Source organism: Candidatus Eisenbacteria bacterium, assembly GCA_016867495.1.
Taxonomy (GTDB): Bacteria; Eisenbacteria; RBG-16-71-46; order CAIMUX01; family VGJL01; genus VGJL01.
In genome coordinates this window covers 1-3,310 of sequence record VGJL01000244.1, presented here as the reverse complement: position 1 = coordinate 3,310, position 3,310 = coordinate 1, and the positions used below count along the sequence as shown (strand labels likewise).

General features: G+C 69.0%; 4 protein-coding genes. 1 reads left to right on the top strand and 3 read right to left on the bottom strand.

What is annotated here, in order from left to right:
* Positions 1-358 (top strand): GNAT family N-acetyltransferase (locus FJY88_12920; GenBank protein ID MBM3288231.1); only part of this gene is annotated, 358 nt, incomplete at its 5' end.
* Here FJY88_12920 and FJY88_12915 read toward each other — a convergent pair.
* The 3 genes from FJY88_12915 to FJY88_12905 form a co-directional block, all read right to left on the bottom strand.
* Positions 249-1,283 (bottom strand): class I SAM-dependent methyltransferase, encoded by a 1,035-nt coding sequence (locus FJY88_12915; GenBank protein MBM3288230.1) that lies wholly within the window; start codon positions 1,281-1,283, stop codon positions 249-251. The genes FJY88_12920 and FJY88_12915 overlap by 110 nt on opposite strands.
* Before the next feature lie 168 nt (positions 1,284-1,451).
* Positions 1,452-2,600, bottom strand: a complete 1,149-nt coding sequence (locus tag FJY88_12910; GenBank protein ID MBM3288229.1) for a hypothetical protein — start codon at positions 2,598-2,600, stop codon at positions 1,452-1,454.
* Positions 2,581-3,234 (bottom strand): T9SS type A sorting domain-containing protein, encoded by a 654-nt coding sequence (locus FJY88_12905; GenBank protein MBM3288228.1) that lies wholly within the window; start codon positions 3,232-3,234, stop codon positions 2,581-2,583. Before FJY88_12905 ends, FJY88_12910 begins: the two co-directional genes overlap by 20 nt.
* Between the last annotated feature and the right edge of the window lie 76 nt (positions 3,235-3,310).

Here is a 3,310-nt window from a genome sequence, read left to right as displayed (position 1 = left end):
CCTCTACGTTGCCGAGCATGAGGGGAGGGTCCTGGGAGGGGCTTTCATCGTGCGCTGGAACGGCCATGTCCACTACCACGCCGGCTACTTCGACCACGAGGCCCGCTCGCTCCGGCCCAACGTCCTACTGCAGGAGAGGATCATCCGCGACGCCATCGCCGACCGGTTCCGCGACTACGACTTCCTGCCCAGCGGCGGCAATCGGGGGGTCGAGGAGTTCAAGGAGAGCTTCGGAGGAGAGCCGGTCCCTATCTTCCGCTACTCGCACGCATCGGCGCTGCACCGTCTCGCCGCTCTCCTTCGGGGCAGGCGGGCGGCTTCCGAGCGACAAGCAGAAGTCGATCCCCGCCACGATTGAGCGACCGGGTCGTCGCGTGGGCGAGAAGCTGCGCGGCGAGCTTCGCCCCCCGTTCGAGGATCGAGCCGCCCCGCGGCATGCGCCCGAGGCGGACGGCCGACTGGCGCAGATCGATGAGATCGAACCCCGAGGCGGCCAGCATCGCGCGCGCCGTTCGAGGCGTGTACTCGAAGAGGTGGTACGGCGCGATCCTGAGCGTCCTGAACCTGCCCAGGATCCGGTGCGCCGCGAGCCCGATCTTCGTGGAGAGGAGGTTCATCGTCGAGGGGAGCGCAATCACAAGGCGCCCTCCCGGCGCCAGCCACTCGCGGACGATACCCAGCGATGGGAGGGGATCGGCGAGGTGCTCGAGGACATCGCCCATCAGAACGGCGTCGAGGCTCGAGGCGGGGAACGCCTCGCGGGCGATCGGGCCTTGCGCGATCTCGAGCCCGAACTCCTCCCGCGCGCGCCGCGCCGCGAAGCCGGAGATCTCGAGGCCAGAGACCGACCAGCCGAGTTCGCGCAGAGCGGAGAGAAGATAGCCCGGCCCGCACCCGATCTCGAGGAGGCGGCCGCGCGGGCCGCCCGAGGGCTTGAGGAGCTTCTCCAGGCGCCGCGCCGCGCCGAGCATCTTGGGACGCGACGCCTCGGCGCGATCAAGGTAGGGAAGCGCCCCGTGGGCGCCGCGCTCCGGGCCGCACTCGGTGAAGTAGGCCTCGTCGTACATCGCCGCGATCTCTTCCCGGGCCGGTTGGGGATGGACGAAGACGAGGCCGCAGCCGCAGCAGCGGACCCCGTACAGGTGCCGGCCTCGAAAGGCGTAGCGAAACGGGAGGATCGCCAGATCGGATCCCCGACAGAGCCAGCAGCTTCCCGCGGCCCTCTCTCCCGGGCGGCTCCGAACGGATCGCCCCGTCGAGGCCGATGCTCTGCCGATCTCCAAGCGCGTTCCTCCGACAGGCCGCCATGGTAGTGAGGATGCGCGCGGGAATCAACGCAGGGCCGAGTTCTTGTGGCCGAGGTCTTGCGGATGCCGAGCTCCGAGAGCCTCGATCTTCGACCCCCATAGCGAGGGAGCAGGGAGATCGGGGTCGCCGACCCGGCGGCTCGCTCACGGAAGGTCGATGAGGATGATCTCTTCGCCCTCCCCGAGCATGCCTCGAAGCCACTCGGCGGCCTTTGGATCCGCCGCCTCATAGCATCCGCGGTAGATCGCGAGATCGCACTTGAGGCGCCCCTCCCGACCCGGGCGGGGATTCCTGATGCCCGGGACCGAGCGGAACGGATCCAGATCGGGGGGCCAGAGTCCTTGGCCGCTTCGCAAGGCCTGGAGCGCCGCCGCCTCTGCATCTCGGCCATCGAGCGGCGCGCCGAACGCCGCCAGGGTCGCCGCCGCTTTGATTTCCGAGAGGAGCCCGATCGTCGCGGAGGCGATGAACCTGTCTGCCGATGGGGTCCGAACAGGCCGCCCCGGCGGCAATGCCCAGTACATCGCGCCGAAGCGAAAACCGAGGAGAGCGTCGAGATCGATGCAGCGGGCGAGGACGGAGGCGACGTAGGCCGGGCAATCGCCCCCGCTCACCTCGCGGCAGCGCCTCTCCTGCAGACAGCATCGGGCGAGCGAGTCGGCGAACTCCCCCATGCGGCGATCGAGCGCCGCCCGCGGCAAGACATAGTCGTCTCCCGAGTAGGTGTCGCAGGCGCTCAAGGCAAGGAGATGGAATGGAAGGTAGATCTCCGCATCGCCGACCACGAGATTCTCGCGCCACAGGGCGGGCCATCGCTCCATGTACGCGACGAGATCGGAGATCGCTCCCTCCCATAGCGCCGCGAAGGATGCCGGCCCGACGGAAGGCATCCCGGCAGCGGGCATTCCTGTTGCGATGGACCGCGAGGCGGCGTCGAGGAGCGCCGCGTGGAGCCCCAGGGCCCGAGCCCGGGCCTTGAGAGCGACGATCGCCGCGCGCGACGATAGGGAATCGGGATGATCGGAGTCCCGATTGCTCCGATCGAGATCTTCGGCTAGACGCGAGGCCTCGGTCGCGACCCGCAGCCAGCCATCCCGTTCCTCCAGCTTTCCCTCGCCTTCCATGCCTGCGCGCATCTCCGCGCGCTCCAGGGACTCGAGATGGCGGAGCCGGACCGCGAGCGAGTCGGCCCGCGAGTCGGCCCGCGCGAGCGGCCGTTCCGCCGGACCGCCCGAGGACAACAGCGAGACGACCAGCAGCGCCGGCAGGACGTCAGCGGAGAATGACGACACCGTGAACCTCCTCTCCCTCATTGACAGTGTGAAGACGCAGCCAGAATCTGCCCGCCGGCAGATTCCATAGGTTGATCCGAATCCCCTGAGGATCGGGATCGAGGTGGGCGCCCTCGAACCGCGCGACGAGACGTCCCGTCAGATCAAGCAGGTCGATCCGGTCGGGCCTCGCCCCCCCGGAGACCACAAGCCGGAGCTCGCCCGTCGTCGGGTTGGGCCGGGGAATCAGACACTCGGGCCCCACGCGGATCGCCGGCAGCTCGGTGCTCGCGTTCTGGTCCCAATCATCGGGGAGAGCGAAGTCGCTGGGAAGAGGGCCAAGCCCACCCAGACCGGTCCGGAGCCAAGGAGGATTCGTTCCATCTCCACACTCCGCCCGCTCCGACCGTCCGATGCAGAGGGGCTCGAGGGCCGGATCCCCATAGAAGAAGACCGACGTCTGCGCGCAAGAGCCCTCCGCGGCAACGAAGCTCAGGACCGGATAATGCGTCCACGGCGTCGTCCCCCGCGCCTGCCAGGGAGAGCCATCGAATTCGTTCCCCGATGCGAGACAGGTCGCCTCGACGTGCTCGTCCCAGCCGAAGCTGACGCGTGGGGCCTGGTCCGGATTCCCGTCCCACTCCGCCTTCCACACCGAGCCTCCCGCTATCTCCGGAAACAGCCGCACCGCTCCGGCGCGGCCGAAGAGGTCCGGGTTGCCGGCGGTGTGC